The organism is Bifidobacterium sp. LH_230 (assembly GCF_056357555.1).
The window spans coordinates 48,934-69,034 of record NZ_JBKEWJ010000018.1; the positions used below are offsets into that span (position 1 = coordinate 48,934).

Sequence of the window (20,101 nt, forward strand, 5' to 3'; positions counted from 1 at the left end):
AGACCAAGAAGACCTTCACTGAGGAAACCGCCGAGCCGTTCGCCGTGACCACGGCCGCCGTCGACATCGAGCCGGTCCCGTTCGCCGAACTCGGCGTGCCCGAGCCGCTGCTGCGCGTCCTCGCCGCCGACGGCAAGACCGAGGCGTTCCCCATCCAGGCCGACACGCTGCCCGATTCGCTGCGCGGCCGTGACATCCTCGGCCGCGGCCGCACCGGCTCCGGCAAGACGCTCGCGTTCTGTATCCCGCTCGCCGCACGCCTGTGCGAGGCCGCATGGGAGCCGGGCATGCCGATGGCCGACTACCGCCGCAACATCAAGGCCGTCCGCGCCGCCCGCCACGAGGAGCGTACGGCCGACGGCTTCATGCCGCATCCGCGCGGACTCATCCTCGCGCCGACCCGCGAACTGGCCAACCAGATCAACGACGTGCTCGAACCGCTTGCCGGCATGGCGGGCATGACCACCACCACCGTGTACGGCGGCGTCAAATACAGCCGTCAGATCCGCGACCTCAAGGCCGGCGCGGACATCGTCGTCGCATGCCCGGGCCGACTCGAGGATCTGCTGCGCCAGGAGGCGCTCGTGCTGTCCGACGTGCAGGTCGTCGTGCTCGACGAGGCCGATGAGATGGCCGACATGGGCTTCCTGCCGCCGGTCAAGCGCATCCTCGAACAGATCCGTCCCGACGCGCAGCACATGCTGTTCTCGGCCACGCTCGACCACGGCATCGACGAGGTCGTGCGCGAATTCCTGCGCGACCCGAAGGTGCACAGCGTGGCCGAGCCGGAAGACGCGGCCGACATGATGGAACAGTACGTGTTCGAGATCGAGAAGGCCGACAAGAACGACATGGTGCGCACGCTCGCCTCCGGCAAGGGCCGTCGCATCCTGTTCACGCGCACCAAATACCAGGCGAAGAACCTCGCCAAGAAGCTCACCCAGTCCGGCATCCCCGCATCCGAGCTGCACGGCAACCTGTCGCAGAACCAGCGCGACCGCAACCTCGCCGCGTTCGAGGAAGGCGACGTGAACGTGATGGTCGCCACCGACGTGGCCGCACGTGGCATCGACGTGAGCGACGTGGAGCTCGTCGTGCAGGTCGACCCGCCGGAAGGGCCGAAGTCGTTCGTGCACCGTTCCGGACGCACCGCGCGTGCCGGCAAGTCCGGTGTCGTGGTCACGCTCGTCACCCCGGACCAGCGGCGCGAGGCCCGGCGTCTGCTCAAGGCGGCCGGCATCGAGGCCGAGACGGTCAAGGTGCGCCACGATTCGCCCGAAGTGCTCGAACTGGTGGGGGAGAGAGCCGAACTGGTGGAAGGCTGGAGCCTTGAGCAGACACAGCCGGCCGGCGGTCGAGGACGCAAGTCGCGTGATCGCAAGGGCGGCGACCGGGGCAAGGCGCTTCGCCATATGCCCGGCACCGATCTGGTGGACGACGCCGACGAGACGGGCGGCGAGAGCCGCCAGAAGCGTGCGGAACGGCTGATGCATGAGCGCAACGCGATGAAGAAGGAACGTCGCCGTCGCCGCGCGGCCGAACGGCTCGAACGCGCACAGGCCGCCGCGCAGGAGACCGTCGAGACCAAGCCCGCGAAGCAGAACCGCGCCGAACGCCGGGCGGGACTGAGCGATCCCGCGTTGGAACGCCGCGACTACCTGTTCGAACATCCCGAGGAGCGCCGCGGCGGCAAGCCGCGTACGCCGGGCAAGCATGATGATCGGGCCGATCGCCGGGCCACATCGTCCGACGAACGCAACGACAGAAGGAGCCGCGGTGCCGACCGCGACCGTGATCGCGTCGGCCGTTCATCCGACCGCGACCGTCAAGCCCGCAACGGGCGTGCCGGTCACGATGCGTACCAGTCGCGTCGCCATGACGGCAACGGCGGAGGCAAGCGCATCCACCGCAAGGACGAAAACCGCATCATCACCGACGAACGCGGCGAGGCCGTCAAGCGCCACGAGCGGCGTATGATCGCCAAATACGGCAACACGGACGGTCCGCGCCGCCGTCACTCCAAGATCAAGCGCGCCCCGTTCCGCATGGGTCGCTGAGCACCCGGCTTTGAGGTATGGACGACCTGACGGTCGCGTTGTATTAAGCGGCTTCGCCGCAGTACCCCAACCCGCCCGGCCTACGCCGGGCACCCTCCCCTAAGAGGGGAGGGAAGTGTTTTGATCTTTCCCTCCCCTTTCAGGGACTTCGCCGTGAAGCAAACGCCGGCGGCGTTTGTAGGCGAAGTGCGAGCCGACAGGCGAGCCAACAACAGCGCGGACGCAGTCCGTCCGTAATTGCAGGACGGGTGGCAGCGAAGCGCCGGGTTGGGGTACTCGCGGCGAAGCCGCTTACGACACCGCGGCCGTCAGGTCGTCCATAGCAGAGCGGGTGTCCTGAAGCTGACGGGTGGGGCACCTACACGGCGCCAGCCGCCAACGACAACGCGGACGAAGTCCGTCCATAATACTCGCAGCGAAGCCGCTTGATCGATCGCGCGTAGCACGATTCCGCCGCGAACCGCCCCGCGCTATCGCGCGTCGGCGGTCTTGTACTGGTGCAGGGCCGTGAACGAGGTCTTGTAGATCAGGATCATGATGAGCGAATCCGCCATCAACGTGAGCGCGCTGATCACCGCCAGCACCACGAACTGGTATTTCGCGGCCGTCAACGGGTCGGCGCCCGCGATCACCTGTCCTGCCATCATGCCCGGAATCAGCACGATGCCGCTCGATGCGAGCTGCGAGATCGTCGGGATCATGCCCAGCTTGACCGATGAGATGATCGACGGCTTGGCCGCCTCGAACGGCGTCGCGCCCAGGCTGAGCATCATCTCGATCTCATAGCGCCGCGCGTCCATGTCGGAGAAGAACCGGCTCATCGCCACGGCGATCGCCGACACCACATTGCCCAGCAGCATGCCGCTCATCGTCGCCAGCACGGTCGGCGCATACCACGGATGCGGGCGGATTACCATCTCCGTGACCACGCACACCTGCAATATCACGCTCGCCGTCAGGGTGAGGAACACCGACGGCATGACCGATCGCGGAATGTTCGTCGCACGCGACATCGTGATCTGCACGGCCGCGAGAATCATCACCGCGATCAGTGCGAACACCAGCCACGGGTTGTTCTGTTCGATGACGAACTTGAGGATGTAGCCCATCGCGAGCAGCTGGATGAGCGAACGGATCGTCGCCCACAGCATCTGCCGGTGCACGCCGAGCCGCATCGCATACGACAATCCGGCGGCCACGGCCACCAGCACGATGGTGATGATCAGACCCCATACGTCAATGGGATAGGCTCCCGCATTCCCGGTGCTCATCGCGCCGCCTCGCTTTCCTTACGTTCGCCGCCATGCGCCTGCGTGGGCGCGTCCGCGGCATCCCCCGTGATCTCCGTCAGCACGCCCGCCTCAAGATGCAGCGTGCGCGTCGCCCGGCCATCCGCCGCACGATGCCGCACACGCACGATCGCCATGCCCTTCTCCCGGGCCGCATACGCGAGGATATCGCCCACCTTGTCCGCGTTCTCCTCGTCCAGACCGGCATCGACCTCGTCGGCCAGCATCACCTTCGGCAACGTGAGCAGCGTGCGCAGCAGACACACGCGCGCCTGCTGGCCCACCGACAGATCCTGCGGCGGACGCTCCAACTCGATGTCCGAACAGCCCACCGTGTTCAACGTGCGCCGCAGCGTCGCCTCGTCCGGCCGGCGCTCCTCCAGCGACGAGCCGTCGTCGGAGAACCGGTGCACGCGCAACGTGAACGGCATGAGAATCGCCTCGCGCACGCTCGAACCGGTCAGCGTCGGCCGCTGCGGCAGGTACGCGACCTCGCGACGCCAGCGTTCCGGCGTCATCGCCGTGCTCGGCGTGCCCTCCAACGTCAGATCGGCGCTCGCATACGGGTTGAGCTGCGCGACGGTCGTCAGCAGCGTGCTCTTGCCGGTGCCGGACGGGCCGACCAGATCGACGATGTCGCCGCGATGCAGCGTGAACGCCACGTCGGAGAAAATGGTCTTGAACTCGACGTCGTCATGCCTACGCTCGAAGCCGCGGAACAGCGACGGCAGCCGCACCGAGTCGTCCGCCACGGCCGTCGTCGTCTTCGGCATCCGGCACGTCGCATGTTCTGCCGTGAACAGTGGTTGAGTACTTGTCTTCATGCTCGCAATGCTACGAGGAAACGCGACGATACGGCCATTTGCGGCGATTCTAAGCGTTCTCTTAGACGGCTTGGCATTGAGTGGACGATGCGATAGCAGGAAGGTTGCGCGGCCGCTCGCAGACACGTGCGCAACGATGGATCTGACTGCCCGGGACCGATTCCCGCGGACACTACAATGAGGAACGTGATGGACGATGAATGAGACGAACACCGGCGGCGGACAGCGTGCGACCGATGCGATGCACGATCCGATGCGACTGCTGCTGCCCGCGGTGCTGCTGATCGAAGACGATCCGAACCTCGGTTCGATGACCAGCGAAATGCTCGACCCGGACTACCGTGTCGACTGGGTCGAATCGGTGAGTGCCGCCCGTAAGCGGCTGCAATCCGGCCGTTACGACGTGCTCGTGGTTGATCGTCGTCTGCCGGACGGCGACGGGCTTGACCTCATCCGCACCTTGCGCGGCAGCGGCATCGCCGTTCCGGCGCTCGTGCTCACCGCCCTGTCCGGCGTCGACGACATCGTCGAAGGACTCGACTCCGGCGCCAACGACTATCTCGCCAAACCGTTCCACTTCGTCGAACTCGAAGCCCGATTGCGCGCGCTGCTGCGTGGATTCCACGCGCAGGCCGCCGGCGTCGCGATCGGCGACTGGCTGCTCAAGCCCGGGTCGAACCTCATCGAGGACCCGGACGGACGCGCCGTCTCGCTCACCGACTCCGAGACGAAGCTGCTCGCCACGCTCGCCGCGTCGCCCGACCACGTGTTCTCCCGCGACGAACTGCTCGGCCAAGTGTTCTCCGACGGCGCCGACGCGGGCACCGTCGACGTGTACGTCTCCTACGTGCGCGGCAAAACCGACCGTACGATCATCGACACGGTACGCGGGCGCGGCTACCGCATCGGCAGCCCGATGGCCCGCTGACCGGCGTCGGTCCCGGCCGTCATCACCATCCTGTACGAGAAACCTGGACTCATGAACGACACGAAACACCACGGATGGCAGTCCATCGCCGCCGTCCTGCGCGACGGACTGCGGCCCGGTCGCACGAAAGCCGGGCTGATCAGCCTGCGCATGACCATCGCCATGAGCATCGTCACCCTGATCGGCGGCATCCTGTTCGTCGCCGGCGTATTGCTCGGCTCACGCCACGAATTCACCGAACGCGGCCTCGACCCGAACGCCATGTCCGTGACCGAACAGTTCGGCTCCGGCATGATGGTCATCGACACGCGCAAGGCCGTCGCCTTCACCCTGCTCTTCGTCGTGGGCGTGATCGCCGCCGTCGCCATCGTCGGATGGCATTACTCGCGCAAGGAGGTCGAACCGCTCGAACGCGCCTTCGCCTTGCAGAAGGATTTCGTCGCCGACGCCAGCCACGAGCTGAAAACGCCGCTCGCCGTCATCTCCACGCGCATCGATCTCATCGACTTCCGCCGCTCGCACGGCCAGAGCATCGACAAGCCGCTCGCCGACCTGCGCGGCGACGTCGACCGCATGAACGCGATCCTCACCGACCTGCTCGTCGCCGCACGCGGCGCGGTCAACACCGAACCGGTCGCGCTCGCCGGCGTGATCGAACAGTCCGCCGACGCGGTGCGTCCGCTCGCCGACAAACGCAAGGTGACGATCGCCACGCGCATCGACGGCGAACGGAACCATTTCGTCGTCTCCGGCAATGCGGTCGGCCTGTCGCGCTGCGTCGTGGCCGTGCTCGACAATGCGGTCGCGCACGCGCCGGACGGCTCCGAGGTCACCGTATCGCTCGGCTACCGTCACGGCGACGCGGCGATCCGCGTGACCGACCGCGGACCTGGCATCGGCGGCGACCCGGAGCGGCTGTTCCGCCGGTTCGCCCGCGACGACGACGGCGCCGCGCACCAGGGCTACGGGCTGGGACTCGCGCTCGCCCGCGACGTGGCCGACCGCTACGGCGGCACGCTGGACGTCGAATCGTCGTCGCCGGGCGGCACCGCGATGCTCATCACCTTGCCGCTGTCCTCGTGAGCGCGTGGTCTCCGGCCGGTGTTCTGTCGGCGCGCGGTCTAAGATAAGGTCACGGCACAACGGCGGATGAAACAACGGGAGGCGACATGCGACTCGCTGGCGGAGGCGGCACGGACGACGGCACCAACAGGGGCGTGATATCCCGCGCGTTCGGGGCCGCGATGCCGCTGACCCTGCCGATCGCCGCCGGATTCCTGTTCCTCGGCTGCTCGTACGGCCTGCTCATGCACGCCAAGGGCTTCGCGTTCTGGTATCCGGTCTCGATGGCGTTCTTCATCTTCGCCGGATCGATGGAATTCGTCACAGTGAACCTGCTGCTGTCGGCGTTCGACCCGATCGCCGCGTTCCTGCTGGCGATCATGGTCAACGCGCGGCACCTGTTCTACGGTCTGTCGATGCTCGGCAAGTTCAGGAACATGGGTTGGAAGAAGCCGTACCTGATCTTCGCGATGTGCGACGAGACGTTCGCGATCAACTCGTCCGCGAAGATCCCGGACGACGTGGACCGCGGCTGGTTCATGCTGTTCGTCTCGCTGCTCAACCGCTGGTATTGGATCGGCGGCACGGCGCTCGGCTGGCTGGTCGGCGGGCTGCTGCCGTTCTCGACGCGCGGCATCGAATTCGTGCTGACCGCGCTGTTCCTGGTGATCTTCCTCGATCAGTGGATGGGGGAGAAGCGGCATGTGCCGGCGATGGTCGGCGTGCTCGCGTCGGCCGCGTGTCTGCTGGTGTTCGGCGCGGACCGGTTCATGATTCCCTCGCTGGTGCTGATGCTGGCGTTGTTCGTCGCGCTGCGTCCGTATCTGGACGACGTCAAGACGGACGAACGGGCCAGGGCTGCGATCGCTGCTGCGGCGGCGGACGACGGACAGCGCGGACATAGTGATGGGCGCAAGGAGGACGGACGATGACGATGAGCCTGTGGCAGGCCGTGGCGACGATCGCGGTCGTCGCGTTGGGCACGATGCTCACCCGGTTCGTGCCGTTCCTGCTGTTCCCCGAATCGAAGGAGCCGCCACGGTTCGTGCGCTACCTCGGCAAGGTGTTGCCGTATGCGATGACCGGACTGCTCGTCGTGTATTCGCTCAAGGACGTGTCGCTGACTTCCGGCAGCCACGGCATCCCTGAGGCGATCGCGATGCTGGCGATCATCGGACTGCATATGTGGAAGAAGAACATGCTGCTGTCGATCGCGGGCGGCACGATCCTGTATATGGTGCTGGTACAGACCGTGTTCGCCTGACCTTGGGATCGGTCGCGGGACGGCTGCGATCGGCTGTATACGGTCGCCGATCGGCCGCCGTTCGGCCGCGACACGCGCAGGTCGAGGCATATGGTATTATCTACAAGGCTTGAGAAATCAAGAAAGCGGGGCAACCCCACCTGGAAGCCTGTCATGGCCTCGGGTTCACGGCAACAGCCAAGACCGGCGGCGAGACGCCGGAACATGTCGCGAACGACATGAAGCACATGATTCGATGTGTTGAGGACGTAGGTTGACGTCTGCTATGGCATGCCATGAATTCGTGCGATGCATCGCGTCCGTCCGGGGTGACCTGCTGAAGGAACATGAGGATTGGAGTCATCATTAGCGACGAACCACGCATTAACGACGAGATTCGCGTCTCCCAGGTGCGTCTGATCGGACCGAACGGCGAGCAGGTGGGAGTCATCGCGACTTCCGTCGCCCTGAACCTGGCCAAGGAAGCGAACCTCGATCTCGTCGAGGTGGCACCCAACGCGAAGCCTCCGGTCGCCAAGCTCATCGACTACGGCAAGTTCAAGTACAACGAGAAGATCAAGGCTCGCGAAGCCCGCCGCAACCAGAGCACCGCGGAGATCAAGGAGATCCGCTTCCGCCTGAAGATCGACGACCACGACTTCGAAGTCAAGAAGGGCCATGTCACCCGCTTCCTGAGCGGCGGCGACAAGGTCAAGGTCACGATCATGCTGCGCGGCCGCGAACAGTCCCGCCCGATCGGCGGCGTGGAACTGCTGCAGCGACTGGCCGACGACGTGCAGGAGTACGGTACCATCGAGTCCGCTCCCAAGCAGGAGGGCCGCAACATCATCATGACGCTTGCGCCCAAGGGCAAGAAGGTGCACACGCAGTCCGAACAGCGCCGCCGCGGCGACCAGTCCCGCGCCGAACGCCAGGCGCGCCAGGCCGCTCGTCTGGCCGCCAAGCAGGAGGCCCAGGCACAGGCCGCAGCCGAGGCGAAGGCCGCGGTCAACGGCACCGAAGACAACACGACTTCCGAAAAGAAGTAACCAACAAGGAGGGCAGCAATGCCGAAGATGAAAACAAATTCCGCCGCGTCCAAGCGCGTCCGCGTCACCGGCAAGGGCAAGCTGGTTCAGAATGGCAGCGCCATGCGCCACAACCTGGAGCACAAGTCCGCTCGCAAGCGTCGCGCCCTGAAGGCCGATGCCGTGCTGGCTCCGTCGCAGACCAAGGTCATGAAGAAGCTGCTGGGCCGCTGAGCCGCCTGAAGCCGATTCGCGAAAAAACGTTTTAGAAAGCTGAGGAATAGATTATGGCACGTGTCAAGCGCGCAGTGAACGCCCACAAGAAGCGTCGCGTTGTTCTCGAGAGGGCTTCCGGCTACCGCGGCCAGCGCTCCCGCCTGTACCGCAAGGCCAAGGAGCAGCTGCTCCACTCCTTTACCTACAACTTCCGCGACCGCAAGGCTCGCAAGGGTGACTTCCGCAAGCTGTGGATCCAGCGCATCAACGCCGCCGTCCGCGCCGAAGGCATCACCTACAACCGCTTCATGCAGGGCCTGAAGCTGGCCGGCATCGAGCTGGACCGCCGCGCTCTCGCCGAGCTCGCCGTTTCCGATCCGGAGACCTTCAAGGCCATCGTCGCCGAGGCCAAGAACGCCCTGCCGGCCGACGTGAACGCTCCTGCCGAGGCGTGAAACTGACAGTCCTGTGGACTGTCGGTAGCCGAGGTGAGCGGATGCAATACGGGTATCCGCGAAGGACGCGCGGCAGCGCGTCGGGCGTGAAACAGACGGTCCTGTGGACTGATCGCGTAACGGAACCCCGCCATAGTGCGGGGTTCTCGCATATCATGGGCCGATATGGGAAACAAAGACAACGAGCTGGCGCGATTGGAAGAGCGGTTCATCGCGCATATCGACGTGGAACGAGGACTGTCGAAGGCGACGGTCACGGCATACGAATCCGACCTCGACAAATACATTGCATGGCTTGCCGACCGCGGCGTCGTGAAGCCGGATGCGATCGGCAAGCAGGACATCGAGGATTACGTCGCATATCTCGATGCGGCGGGGGAGAGCGCACGCAGCAAGGCGCGGCGTCTCGCCAGCGTACACATGTTCCACCGGTTCGCGCTGGCCGAACACGCGGTGCGCGACGACGTGTCCGCCGGCATCAAGGCTCCCAAAGGCGCGAGCACACTGCCCGACGTGCTCACCGTGGACGAGGTGGCGCGCCTGCTCGACGCCGTACCGGTACCGGACGGGGCGCAGGCCGGCACGTTCGAAGGCGCGGTCGCATGCCGCGACAAGGCGCTGCTCGAATTCATGTACGCCACCGGCGCGCGCGTATCGGAGGCGGTCGGGGCGAACCTCGACGACATCGATCTGGACGAGCATGTCGCCCGGCTCATGGGCAAGGGGTCCAAACAGCGGCTCGTGCCGCTCGGCTCCTACGCGTGCGAGGCGATGCGCCGGTATCTGAGCATCGCTCGTCCGGTGCTGGAGGCGCGCGTCGCCCGCGGCAATCCCGAACGCCGTGCGATCTTCCTCAACAAACGCGGGCGCAGACTGTCCCGCCAGTCGGTCTGGGAGATCATCAGACTCGCCGGCGAACGCGCGCATATCGACAAGCCGCTGCATCCGCACACGCTGCGTCACTCCTTCGCCACGCATCTGATCCAGGGCGGCGCGGACGTGCGCACCGTGCAGGAGCTGCTCGGCCACGCATCGGTCACCACCACGCAGATCTACACGCATGTCAGCCCCGAAACATTGATCGAAACGTACCTGACCGCGCATCCACGCGCACGATGACGATGTGCGACGGCACGACGACATCAGCGGCGGCACGCCGGCGGGGACTGATGTTATGATGGGAGGCATTATGCCTACCGATCTGCTTGGACGTGAATACGAGACGTTTCCCGCCCCGGAGCCGCTGCGCCAGCACGGCCCGGCAAGGGTGATTGCCATGTGCAACCAAAAAGGCGGCGTCGGCAAAACCACCAGTTCCATCAACATCGCCGGGGCGTTGAGCCAGTACGGCCGCCGCGTGCTCATCGTGGACTTCGACCCGCAGGGCGCGGCGAGCGTCGGCTTGGGCATCAACGCGAACAACATCGACAACACGATCTACACGGCCCTGTTCAATCCGCGTCTCGACGTGCACGAGGTCATCCAGCACACCGAATTCGAGAACCTCGACATCATCCCCGCGAACATCGACCTGTCGGCCGCCGAAGTGCAGCTCGTCACCGAGGTCGGTCGCGAGCAGATCCTCGCCAGCGTGCTGCGTCCGATCAAGAACGAATACGATGTCATCATCGTGGACTGCCAGCCGTCGCTGGGTCTGCTCACCGTGAACGCCCTGACCGCGGCCGACGGCGTGATCATCCCCGTCGCCGCCGAATTCTTCGCGCTGCGCGGCGTGGCCCTGCTCATGCAGTCGATCGAAAAGGTTCAGAGCCGCATCAACCCCGGCCTTGAGATCTACGGCGTGCTCGTGACCATGTACACGCGCACCCTGCACTGCGAAGAGGTGCTGCAGCGCATCTACGAGGCGTTCAAGGACAAGGTCTTCCACACGGTCATCTCCCGGTCGATCAAACTGCCCGACTCCACGGTCGCGGCCGCGCCGATCACGATCTTCGCGCCGAACCACAAGACCAGCAAGGAGTACCGCGAGGTCGCACGCGAGCTGGTCGCCCGTCGCGTGATCGCCTGAATCCTCCGCAATCCCAGACCGAGGTAACGAGCATATGGGACGCACTGCCATGCCCGACGGGTCCGCCATGCCGCGCGACGCCGTGGAAGCGGTCGACAACATCGCCAACGATACGGATACGGCCGTCGACGCCGGGTTCCACGTCAACCTCGACGTGTACGCCGGGCCGTTCGACGTGCTGCTCGGCATGATCGCGAACCGTCGTCTCGACCTGACCGAGGTGTCGCTGTCCGCGATCACCGAGGAGTTTCTTGCATACGTTCGCGGCATGGACATCGCCCACAACATGGACGCGGCGAGCGCGTTCCTCGACGTGGCGAGCGTGCTCGTCGAGGCGAAAAGCGTCGTGCTCCTGCCCGGCGACGACGACACGGCCCGCGACGAGCAGAGCCTCGAGGCGTTGCGCGAACGCGACCTGCTGTTCGCCCGGCTCCTGCAATACCGCGCGTTCAAAACCGCGGCCGCCGATTTCCGTCGCCGCATCGCCGCGAACTCGGGCCGTTTCGCACATCCCGGCACGGTGGATGACGCGGTCGCGTCCCTCCTGCCGGAACTCGTGTGGACGCTCACGCCGGACGACCTGCGGCAGCTGGCGGCCACGGCAATCGCGAACGCGCCCGCCAGCGAAGTCTCGACGCACCAACTGCACGTACCCCTGGTCGACCTGCGCGAACAGGCCGCCGTGGTGCGCGAACGGCTGCGTTCGCTGCCCGAAGGCGCGTCGATGACATTCGCGGAACTCACCGCGGATGCGAACGGTCGCATCGAAACCGTGGCCCGGTTCCTCGCGGTGCTCGCGTTCTTCAAACAGGGGAGCGTGCAGTTTAGGCAGGACGGCGCATATGAGGCGCTGCACTTGCGCTGGGTGCCGGGCGCAAGAGACGACGGATATGCGGACATCAGCGAAAAGGACTTTGCATGAGCGATACCAACAACAACCGTACCGATACGGCCGCGACCGCCGCATCCGAGTATCCGGGCGGTCTGACCGGCTGCCTGGAGGCGATCCTGATGGCCGCCGACCAGCCGCAGCAGGCTGCGGACCTGGCAAGGGTGCTCGGCGCGGACGAGTCCACAATCACCACGGCGCTCGAAACCATGCACGACACATACGACGAGCAGCATCGCGGCTTCGAACTGCGCCGTTCCGCCCGCGGCTGGCAGTACGCGAGCCGCGCCGTGTACGAGCCAGTCGTCTCCGCGTTCGTCACAGACGGCCAGACCGCCCGCCTGTCGCAGGCCGCGTTGGAGGCGCTTGCGATCATCGCCTATCAGCAGCCGGTCACGCGCGCGCAGGTCGCGGCGATCCGCGGCGTCAATTCGGACGGCGTGATCCGCTCGCTGTCGGTGCGCGGACTGATCCGCCAGAACGGCACCGATCCCGAGTCGCACGCCGCGTTGCTGGCCACGTCGCCGCTGTTCCTGGACTACATGGGATTGGATTCGCTGGACCAGCTGCCGTCGCTGGCGCCGTTCCTGCCGGAATCGGCCGACGCGGTCAGCGGAAACGGCGAGGACGCGGCAGGGGAGTAGATTACTGCCGTATGGGCTATGGGAACGTTTCCGAGCGACGGCATCAGCCGCCGCAGATCGGCATATCGGTGGTGATCCTGGCGCTCGGCATGCCGGACGATGCGGGACGGAGCCGCCTGTGGATGCCGCTCGTGCGTCGCGTGCGCCAGCCGTATCTGGGGCAGTGGGCGCTGCCCGGCGGCGATCTTCGCGCCGACCTGTCGCTCGAGCAGTCCGCGTATCTCGCGCTCGAATCGACCACCGACCTGCATCCGCAGTATCTCGAGCAATTGCACACGTTCGGCGGCCCCGACCGTTCGCGCGGCGGTCTGCCGATGGTGTCGATCGTCTACTGGGCGTTGGTCGGCCGTGCCGAAACCCGTGACTTCGCCGAAGCGGACAACGTGCGCTGGTTCGCGGAGGACGATCTGCCTGCGCTCGCGTTCGATCATCGCGAGATCATCGATCATGCACTGCGACGGCTGCGCGAACGCATCGAATATCCCGATCTCGTTGCGCGACTGGTCGGCCCGGAGTTCACGTTGCGCCAGCTGCACGGTGTGGTCGAGGCGATCACCGGAGAGACCGTCGACCTGGCGAACTTCCGCCGGCGCATGCTCGCCAGCGGGCAGATCGAGGAAACGGGGGAGAAGATGCGAGAGGGACGCCAACGGCCCGCCGCCGTCTACCGGTACGTGCCGGCCGCCGCTGCCGCGGGATCGCACGCGAACGGTTTGCCGGCGAACGCGTACCCCTCATCGTCGGCATGGGACGATGCCGCTCGCCGCCCGGCCGCTCCCACGTCCGATCCCGACGACGCGCTCGGCCCCCTGATCACCGGCTGACACAAGTGGTGGAATTGCTTGGCGAAGAATGTTCAACCATCGATGAACCTAGTACTTCGTCGGACTTGAATTGACGTTTCTTATTTCTTGGCTCCCTCGGCTGAGGGAGCTGTCCGCGAAGCGGACTGAGGGAGCGTCAAACCCATCACATTAAACTCGACAAAGTACTAGGAACGGTGTACCGGAGACGAAAGGCAATGTGCAAAAAACGCACATTGCATATTCCGATAATCAGTTATGCGATATAAATGGTGGGCATGAACGAACTGATGGCTGATGAGATGAACCTGACGATACGGCATGCGACTGCGGCGGATGCCGCGGAGCTGTCTGCGATCGAGACGGCGTGCTTTCCGCCGGCCGAGGCGGCGGGCGCGGCGACGATCCGCGAACGGCTGGCCGCATATCCGGAATGTTTCTGGTTGCTGTGCGGCGAGGACGGTTCGATCATCTCGTTCATCAACGGGTTCGCGACCGACGACCGTGATCTGGATGACGACATGTACGATGATCCGTCCCGGCATGATCCGCACGGCGACTGGCAGATGATCTTCGGCGTGGACACCGCGCCTGCTTGGCAGCATCGGGGCTACGCGAGTCTGCTCATGCGCCGTGTGATCACCGATGCGCGGGCTGCCGGCCGGCTCGGGTTGGTGCTGACCTGCAAGGACCGGCTGGTCGGCTTCTACGCCCGCTTCGGCTACGTGGACGAAGGCATCTCCGACTCCACCCACGGCGACGTCGTCTGGCATCAGATGCGTCTGACGTTCTGACCTCGGAATACCGGATGCATCCGGATCGTCGTGCAAGAACGCTTCCGCCACGGGATGCGTTTCCGATACGGAGCGGAGTGCAGCCCATGGCAGAAGCCGCAGTGCCGGCCGGCTATGGATATGAGCCGGCCGCACGAATCGTCAGAAATCGAAGTTGTCCGGGTCCGCGCCGTTGCGCTTTCCGGTGTCGATCGCGTTGACCGTAGCCATATCCGCATCGGACAGCGTGAAATCGAACACGTCGAAGTTCTGACGGATGCGCTCGGCATGCGTGGACTTCGGCAGCACCACCACGCCGCGCTGGATATGCCAGCGGATCACCACCTGCGCCGGCGACTTGCCGTACTTGGCGCCGATCTCGGCCAGCGTCGGATTCGAAAGCAGGTTGCCGCCGGTGCCGCCCAGCGGACTCCACGCCTCCGCGGCGATGCCCCGGCCGGCAAGGAAGTCGATGAGCTGCTGATTGGCGAACTGCGGCGACGATTCGATCTGGTCGACCGCCGGCGTCACGCTGCTGTCGCGCAGCAGCTCCTCGAGATGATGCTGCTGGAAGTTGCTCACGCCGATGGCCTTCGCGCGGCCGGAGGCGTAGATCTCCTGCAGGTCATCCCACGCCTGCTGCCAGCCGTCGGCCGGCCAGTGGATCAGATACAGATCCACATAGTCGACGCCGAGACGCTCCAGGCTCTCCTCGAACGCGTCCTTGCCGCGGCGGGCACGGATGTCGTCGTTCCACAGTTTCGTCGTGAGGAAAATATCGTCGCGAGACACGCCAGACCGGCGGATGCCCTCACCCACGGAACGTTCGTTGCCATAGATCATCGCCGTGTCGATATGACGGTAGCCGGATGCGAGCGCGGCCTCGACCGCGTTCGTTGTCGTCTCGCCGTCCGGCGTCTGGAACACGCCCAAGCCGACCTGCGGGATCACCGTGCCGTTGTTCAGCATGATCGTCGATTGAATCGCCATGAATCCTCCGTTCGTCGATTGCACCGCATGTCACGGGCGGTGCCGATCTTCAACACACGACATTCTACGGAACCGCCGCCGATGATTTGCGCCTTCAGCGCAGGACTGCCGCGGAAGAGTACTGTGTGTGGCGCTGGCGAGGAACAGGTTCGATGCGCGGACGGTATGCGCACGTCGTGGATATATATGGGCTGGCATGGAATGATCGTCGACGAACAGGCAGCATGCACCTACCATGAATGTCATGAGCATGGCTGATATAAACGGTATGGCCGCGGCGGCCGACGACGGGCGTGGTACACGGTATGCGGCGGTGTTCGATGCGGGCACGACGGCGATCAAAGGCGCGCTCGTGGACGATGCCGGCCGTATCGTCGCCTCGGCGAGCGGCGATCTCGATCTGATCGTCGACGACGGCGTGCGCGAACAGGACCCGGAGCAATGGTGGCGGGTGATGTGCGAGGTCGCGCATACGATGCTGCGTGACGCGGCGCGCGACGATCATGATTTCGACCCGGCTCATATCGCCGGCATCATCTTCAGCGGGCAGATGCAGGACGTTATCGCGCTTGGCACCGATCTCAAACCCGTGCGCCACGCCATCCTGTACTCGGACGGTCGCGCCGAAACGCAGGCCGATGCGCTCGCCGGCGCATACCACGGCGGTCGCGAACGGTTCCTTGCCACGGTCGGCAACCGGCTCGAAGGATGCCTGCCGCTGCCGAAACTCATGTGGATGCGCGAGCGTGAACCGGACGCGTTCGCACGGACCGCGCACGTGCTCATCAGTTCCAAGGATTATCTCATCGCGCGTCTGACCGGCGTCACGATCGGCGACGTGGCCGCCTGCTCCACCGCCGGCGCGATGGACATCCGTACCGGGCGGTGGAACGGGGAACTGTGCGAGGCGGCCGGCATCGACGCCACGCTGCTTCCCGAACTGCATCGTCCGCAGGACATCGTCGGCTCGTTGGCAGCCGCTGCAGCCGAGGAGACCGGATTCGCGGCGGGCACGGCCGTGTACGCCGGCATCGGCGACGCGGGAGCCACCACGTTCGCCAGCGGCGTCACCCGGCCAGGCCAATACAACATCAACCTCGGCACCTCCGGCTGGATCGCCACCGTCTCGCCCGAACCGTTCGTGAACAAGCCGGGCGCGGCGAACCTCGCGTTCGGTGTGGCGAGCGGATTCGTGAACGCGGTGCCGTTCCTCAACGCCGGCGACGTGCACCGTTGGGCGACAGGCCTGTTCGCCGACGGCGACTACGACCGCGCACACGACCTGATTGAGTCGTCCGAGCCGGGAGCGAACGGCGTGCTGTGCCTGCCGTATCTGGTGGGGGAGCGGTTCCCGGTGATGAACCCGTCCGTGCGCGGCGCATTCGTGGGGCTGTCGCCGGCCACGACCGCCGCCGACATGCTGCGCTCCGCGCTCGAAGGCGTCGCGTTCTCCATCCGTCAGGGCATGGAAAGCTTCGACGAGCCGCCGACCTCGATTTCGCTGATCGGCGGCGGCGCACGCGAAACCGCATGGTGCCAGATCATGGCCGACATGCTGCACCATCCGGTCGAAGTGTTCGCCAACGCCGACATCCTGCCCGCCGTCGCGCTCGCCTCGCTCGTCTTCGACCGTCCCGATTTGGTCGCCGCCGTCGCCGAAACCACCACCTACGACCCGAACGAATCCGCCGCCCGCGCCTACGACGCCCTCTACCCCCGCTTCACATCCCTCTATCCGGCCGTTGCCGCGTTGGAGTGAGGGACGGCCGAACATATGAACTCGGCTCGGAAGCGGTGAGGATAAGATGAAGTCATGACAGCGGCAATGACTTCGGCAGTGAGGACAAACGGCGAGGAGAAGGCTCCCTCGCCGTCCGATATCGCCATGCTTGCACGACCGCTTGCACGCCGGTATGGAATCACCGAACTGTATTTGTTCGGTTCGATGGCCAGCGGCGAGGCAGGGCCGGATTCCGATGTCGATTTCATCTATGGCACCGCGCATGACGACATGAGGGTACGCAGGGTATCGAATTTCAGAAACGACTTACGAGATGCGTTCGGTCGCGATGTCGATCTGGTGGATACCGACTACATCACACAGCCGGAAAAGAAACCGTATGATGAGATGATTCGCTCGCTCTTCGTGCGCAACGTGATGTCCAAGCCGATTTTGCGTATTTTGCCGATCGATGATGAGGAGCAGGCATGAACAGTTCGCACTCCGCAACTGATCCTCAGCGAGATCTGATCCATCTGCTGCAGATACGTCATGAGCTTGAATTGGCATTGTCGTTTCTGAACGGGGTTACACTCGAACAGTTCGAAGAGGATGAGCTTCGCCAGCATGCGGTATCCATGGCGGTCGCGCAGGTCGGTGAGCATGTCAAGAAACTGTCGAAACAGTTTGTTGCGTCCCAGCCGGATGTAGCATGGAAAGCCATCGCCGGCACCCGGGACTGGATCGTGCATGACTACGGCAATCTTGATTTCGAGGAAGTGTACCGTTCCGTAACAGGTGAGGGGCCGGATATCATCGTTCTCGTCACACAGGCGATCGAACTCATCGGCATTCCGGATACCGCGATAGGAGATGCCGGCACACAGGCTTTACGGAATGCGCCGCTCATTTAGATGCAGAAAACTCCATCGTGGCAGGACTCTTCGGATCTCACGAAGCGGGGAAAGTCAGCAATGCCGCTATCTGACCTAGCTGATCCGTGATTCGCGTGAACGGTTGTCCTAAGTCCAAGGACCATGCGTAGAAATCGTGTCCGGTCTCCTGCCAGTGGTCATGGATGGGTGGTTCGTTGTCGGTTTGCGCGTACAGCAGCATGCCGGAGACGATATCATCGGTCCCATATGCGGCGTGCATGACGTATGAATAGATCTGGTTACGGTTGGCCGGAGTCATGATCGGATTGCCGAATCGACCGTCTTGCAGGATATGGTCATAACATTTCGTGTCGATGATGAGTCTGCGGTTGTCTGAGCGAAGCGTGATGTCGGTCTGAAGTCGAGGAAGCCATGCGGGAATGTCGTCGCCGAGTCCGTTGTTGATTGTATCGGCATTGGGCTTCAGTTCCGGATACCAGTACCTGAAATAGTTGAGTACGAAATGTTCGTAGATCCACGGCAGATGGTCCTCCCACGGGATGCTCGCCACGGTTTCCGTGCCGGATCTCATGATCGGAATTCGAGCGGTGATGATCATGTGGCAGATGCCCATGAGCAGTTGGTATGAGCCATTACCGTGATGATAACGCAATCGTTCCCAATCGATATCATCCGTGCTGATTGGGGGAATGTCGTTCATGGAGATGAGCGCGCGTTTGAGCGTCAAAGCATGATTCCGGCTTACTCGGGGACACCTGACAAGCAATGTGGCGGCCGTCGCGAGGATACGGTTTTTCACCGTATCAGGAGTGAATTCGTCATAGAGGCAGGACGCCTTCATGCTACCGGCCATACGCAGATGTGCAGTGCCGGCTAGATCAAGTCTTCCCCGTATCGCGTAATCCTCGCTGCGCACGGTATGGTATTCGTGCTCGAGCCCGCGCCGAATCTGATTCGCCATGCCGACGGCAAGAATAGCGGCCAGCAGATCCTCGAAAGTGTCGAATGATTCGGTATCGAGCTGTCGTCGTTCGATGGAATCGATTGCCTTGCACGCATAGGCCAGCATCTCGAAGATGTTGCGGATGACGATGTGAGAACGGTTGTCGGTCATATGGACTGCTCCAGCACGGCGATTTCTCTCCGTGCTTTGTCTGGTTGGTCGAACCAGTATTCGCGTAGCAGCGGCGCGATCTCGTACCGTATGATACGAGTGGGGTCGGCATTCTCACTGCAAAAATAACTATGCCCTATAGCGAATCCCTCGCCGAGCGCAGGGTCTCTGGCGATAATGTCATTAAGCTTGATCGTTGCCTCCACCAGACGCCATATCGACGTATCAGGAACGATGGTGGCTGGTACGAAAATTCATGTTGCCGAGTGCTGGATGCATCTCGAAAAACGCGAAGCGACGACGCAATGCATAATCGATCAGGGCCAGACCACGATCGGCGGTGTTCATCATGCCGATGACGAACACATTGGCGGGCACGCTGAATGGTTTACCGGTCAGAGATAATGCGACGGATTCTCCACGATGATCGGCCTCGATGCACATGAGCAATTCACCGAATACCTTGGACACGTTCGCTCGGTTGATCTCATCGATGATGAATACATAAGGGCGGCTGGCATCCTTGCGCGCAAGATCGCAGAACGTGGTGAATACGCCGGGTTTGGAGGTAAAACCTGTTCCGTCGGGACGGTACCCATATACGACATCGTCATATGAGGTGTTCTGATGGAATTGGACGAATTCGATGCGGCTATCGTCGCGCTCTCCCAGCAGATCGTAGGCCAGTCGCTTCGCTGCAAATGTTTTGCCGGTCCCTGGAGCACCTTGGAGAATGAGATTCTTCTTGCCACGCAGCAACGCCTTCATATCCTCCAATTCAGTGGGGGAGACATACACTTCGTTCAGAAATTGTTCATCGCCGTACGGAGTGGCTGCATCGGGAATTGACTCGTCATCAGCGGCATTATTCTGCCCGATGAGTTCTTCGAATCGCCGATATTCGGCTGGCGTCAGCCTGAAGAAACTGCCATTTGAATTTGCCAGGAATTCCATATTGGTGAATGCCGGATCGTTTTTGATCTGCGCGTAGGTGATACTGCCATCTAAATCTCGTATCTTCGTGAAATGATGTGACCTGGTTTTTGTTCCGTGTTTTATCTCATTGATGGGAGACTAGGAACATGACCGGAAAGACTCGTTATACGAAGGAGTTCCAGGCGAGGGCGCTCAGGCTTCTGGA

At 63.6% G+C, this 20,101-nt stretch carries 22 protein-coding genes; 17 read left to right on the forward strand and 5 right to left on the reverse strand.

Annotated elements, in window-relative coordinates:
• Positions 1-44 precede the first annotated feature (44 nt).
• A complete protein-coding gene (locus AC1A0G_RS09125; RefSeq protein ID WP_476529145.1) occupies positions 45-2,057 on the forward strand; it encodes a DEAD/DEAH box helicase in 2,013 nt (670 codons plus the stop codon).
• A gap of 470 nt (positions 2,058-2,527) precedes the next feature.
• Here AC1A0G_RS09125 and AC1A0G_RS09130 read toward each other — a convergent pair whose 3' ends face one another.
• Positions 2,528-3,328, reverse strand: coding sequence for an ABC transporter permease (locus AC1A0G_RS09130; protein WP_476529109.1), 801 nt, complete (start codon positions 3,326-3,328; stop codon positions 2,528-2,530).
• The gene (locus AC1A0G_RS09135) at positions 3,325-4,119 is read right to left on the reverse strand and encodes an ABC transporter ATP-binding protein (RefSeq protein ID WP_476529111.1); all 795 of its coding nucleotides are present in this window, start codon (positions 4,117-4,119) and stop codon (positions 3,325-3,327) included. Before AC1A0G_RS09135 ends, AC1A0G_RS09130 begins: the two co-directional genes overlap by 4 nt.
• 247 nt (positions 4,120-4,366) lie before the next feature.
• Here AC1A0G_RS09135 and AC1A0G_RS09140 point away from each other — a divergent pair, with 247 nt between their 5' ends.
• The 13 genes from AC1A0G_RS09140 to AC1A0G_RS09200 all read left to right on the forward strand — a co-directional run bounded on the left by AC1A0G_RS09140 (position 4,367) and on the right by AC1A0G_RS09200 (position 14,261).
• On the forward strand, positions 4,367-5,098 hold the full coding sequence (locus AC1A0G_RS09140) for a response regulator transcription factor (protein ID WP_476529113.1): 732 nt from the start codon (positions 4,367-4,369) through the stop codon (positions 5,096-5,098).
• Positions 5,099-5,149: 51 nt separating this feature from the next.
• Positions 5,150-6,181, forward strand: a complete 1,032-nt coding sequence (locus AC1A0G_RS09145; protein WP_476529115.1) for a sensor histidine kinase — start codon at positions 5,150-5,152, stop codon at positions 6,179-6,181.
• 86 nt (positions 6,182-6,267) lie between these two features.
• Positions 6,268-7,092 carry an AzlC family ABC transporter permease gene (locus AC1A0G_RS09150; protein WP_476529117.1) on the forward strand — a complete coding sequence of 275 codons (825 nt, stop codon included), beginning with the start codon at positions 6,268-6,270 and terminating at the stop codon, positions 7,090-7,092.
• Complete coding sequence (locus AC1A0G_RS09155; RefSeq protein WP_476529119.1) at positions 7,089-7,424, forward strand: branched-chain amino acid transporter permease; 336 nt, start codon at positions 7,089-7,091, stop codon at positions 7,422-7,424. The genes AC1A0G_RS09150 and AC1A0G_RS09155 overlap by 4 nt, the downstream gene beginning before the upstream one ends.
• Positions 7,425-7,750: 326 nt before the next feature.
• On the forward strand, positions 7,751-8,452 hold the full coding sequence (gene infC / locus AC1A0G_RS09160; protein ID WP_163232035.1) for a translation initiation factor IF-3: 702 nt from the start codon (positions 7,751-7,753) through the stop codon (positions 8,450-8,452).
• A gap of 18 nt (positions 8,453-8,470) precedes the next feature.
• On the forward strand, positions 8,471-8,665 hold the full coding sequence (rpmI, locus tag AC1A0G_RS09165) for a 50S ribosomal protein L35 (RefSeq protein ID WP_152357322.1): 195 nt from the start codon (positions 8,471-8,473) through the stop codon (positions 8,663-8,665).
• 53 nt (positions 8,666-8,718) lie between these two features.
• Positions 8,719-9,102: a 50S ribosomal protein L20 gene (rplT, locus tag AC1A0G_RS09170; RefSeq protein WP_152357323.1), complete on the forward strand. Its 384-nt coding sequence runs from the start codon at positions 8,719-8,721 to the stop codon at positions 9,100-9,102.
• A gap of 165 nt (positions 9,103-9,267) precedes the next feature.
• Positions 9,268-10,221, forward strand: a complete 954-nt coding sequence (gene xerD, locus AC1A0G_RS09175) for a site-specific tyrosine recombinase XerD (RefSeq protein ID WP_476529121.1) — start codon at positions 9,268-9,270, stop codon at positions 10,219-10,221.
• Positions 10,222-10,291: 70 nt separating this feature from the next.
• Positions 10,292-11,131 carry a ParA family protein gene (locus tag AC1A0G_RS09180; protein ID WP_476529123.1) on the forward strand — a complete coding sequence of 280 codons (840 nt, stop codon included), beginning with the start codon at positions 10,292-10,294 and terminating at the stop codon, positions 11,129-11,131.
• 67 nt (positions 11,132-11,198) lie between these two features.
• Positions 11,199-12,053: a segregation and condensation protein A gene (locus AC1A0G_RS09185; protein ID WP_476529147.1), complete on the forward strand. Its 855-nt coding sequence runs from the start codon at positions 11,199-11,201 to the stop codon at positions 12,051-12,053.
• Complete coding sequence (scpB, locus tag AC1A0G_RS09190) at positions 12,050-12,664, forward strand: SMC-Scp complex subunit ScpB (protein ID WP_476529125.1); 615 nt, start codon at positions 12,050-12,052, stop codon at positions 12,662-12,664. The genes AC1A0G_RS09185 and scpB overlap by 4 nt, the downstream gene beginning before the upstream one ends.
• Positions 12,665-12,675: 11 nt before the next feature.
• Complete coding sequence (locus tag AC1A0G_RS09195) at positions 12,676-13,488, forward strand: NUDIX hydrolase (RefSeq protein WP_476529126.1); 813 nt, start codon at positions 12,676-12,678, stop codon at positions 13,486-13,488.
• A gap of 257 nt (positions 13,489-13,745) precedes the next feature.
• Positions 13,746-14,261 (forward strand): GNAT family N-acetyltransferase, encoded by a 516-nt coding sequence (locus AC1A0G_RS09200; RefSeq protein ID WP_476529128.1) that lies wholly within the window; start codon positions 13,746-13,748, stop codon positions 14,259-14,261.
• 141 nt (positions 14,262-14,402) lie between these two features.
• On the opposite strand, the gene AC1A0G_RS09205 is transcribed toward AC1A0G_RS09200, so the two are convergent.
• Positions 14,403-15,230, reverse strand: a complete 828-nt coding sequence (locus AC1A0G_RS09205; protein ID WP_476529130.1) for an aldo/keto reductase — start codon at positions 15,228-15,230, stop codon at positions 14,403-14,405.
• A 250-nt stretch (positions 15,231-15,480) separates the two neighbouring features.
• On the opposite strand from AC1A0G_RS09205, the gene AC1A0G_RS09210 reads away from it, so the two are divergent.
• Genes AC1A0G_RS09210 through AC1A0G_RS09220 form a run of 3 tightly spaced genes read left to right on the forward strand, consistent with a single transcriptional unit; the run spans position 15,481 to position 17,864 of the window.
• The gene (locus tag AC1A0G_RS09210) at positions 15,481-16,989 is read left to right on the forward strand and encodes a xylulokinase (RefSeq protein ID WP_476529132.1); all 1,509 of its coding nucleotides are present in this window, start codon (positions 15,481-15,483) and stop codon (positions 16,987-16,989) included.
• A 54-nt stretch (positions 16,990-17,043) separates the two neighbouring features.
• Complete coding sequence (locus tag AC1A0G_RS09215) at positions 17,044-17,442, forward strand: nucleotidyltransferase family protein (protein WP_476529134.1); 399 nt, start codon at positions 17,044-17,046, stop codon at positions 17,440-17,442.
• Positions 17,439-17,864 carry a HepT-like ribonuclease domain-containing protein gene (locus tag AC1A0G_RS09220; RefSeq protein WP_476529136.1) on the forward strand — a complete coding sequence of 142 codons (426 nt, stop codon included), beginning with the start codon at positions 17,439-17,441 and terminating at the stop codon, positions 17,862-17,864. The genes AC1A0G_RS09215 and AC1A0G_RS09220 overlap by 4 nt, the downstream gene beginning before the upstream one ends.
• Before the next feature lie 37 nt (positions 17,865-17,901).
• Here AC1A0G_RS09220 and AC1A0G_RS09225 read toward each other — a convergent pair whose 3' ends face one another.
• On the reverse strand, positions 17,902-18,960 hold the full coding sequence (locus tag AC1A0G_RS09225) for a 5-methylcytosine restriction system specificity protein McrC (protein WP_476529138.1): 1,059 nt from the start codon (positions 18,958-18,960) through the stop codon (positions 17,902-17,904).
• 225 nt (positions 18,961-19,185) lie between these two features.
• Complete coding sequence (locus AC1A0G_RS09230) at positions 19,186-19,914, reverse strand: McrB family protein (protein ID WP_476529139.1); 729 nt, start codon at positions 19,912-19,914, stop codon at positions 19,186-19,188.
• Positions 19,915-20,101 lie beyond the last annotated feature (187 nt).